This window comes from Streptomyces millisiae (assembly GCF_031845425.1).
GTDB lineage: Bacteria > Actinomycetota > Actinomycetes > Streptomycetales > Streptomycetaceae > Streptomyces > Streptomyces millisiae.
In genome coordinates, this window is the sequence record NZ_JAVREM010000283.1 from 1 (window position 1) to 459 (window position 459).

The 459-nt window shown below is 64.1% G+C and carries 1 protein-coding gene; it reads left to right on the forward strand.

Annotated elements, in window-relative coordinates; all coding sequences use genetic code 11:
* Nucleotides 1-68: 68 nt before the first annotated feature.
* On the forward strand, nt 69-459 hold a 391-nt coding region (locus RNC47_RS36690; RefSeq protein WP_311605203.1), incomplete at its 3' end, for a TetR/AcrR family transcriptional regulator.

Consider the following 459-nt stretch of genomic DNA (forward strand, 5'->3'; position numbering starts at 1 on the left):
GAAGATTCATAATGGATACAGTGTTGCCGTTATTGTAGGGGTTGTCAAGGGTCGTCATACTGAGCCGCGTGAGCACGTCACGTACCGGCGCCAAGCCGGAGCAGAACCCGCGGCGATCCCGTGGCCGCCCACCGGTGCCACTGGACCGGATCATCGCGACGGCCATTGCCCTCCTGGACGAAGAGGGCGCCGACGCGCTGTCGATGCGCAACCTGGCCCAGCGCCTGGACTCGGGTACCGCGACGTTGTACCGGCACTTCACCGGCCGGGCCCAGCTGGTCGCCCAGGTGATCGACAGCGTGTTGGCCGAGGCACACATCGACAACAAGGCACTTGACGCCTCGACATGGCAGCAAGCCTGCGAAGCGTTGGCACACAGCCTGTTTGACGTGTTCCGACGCCACCCGCACGTCGCACCGCTGTTGGTCGAAAAGATTCCGATCGGGCCCAACGCGATGG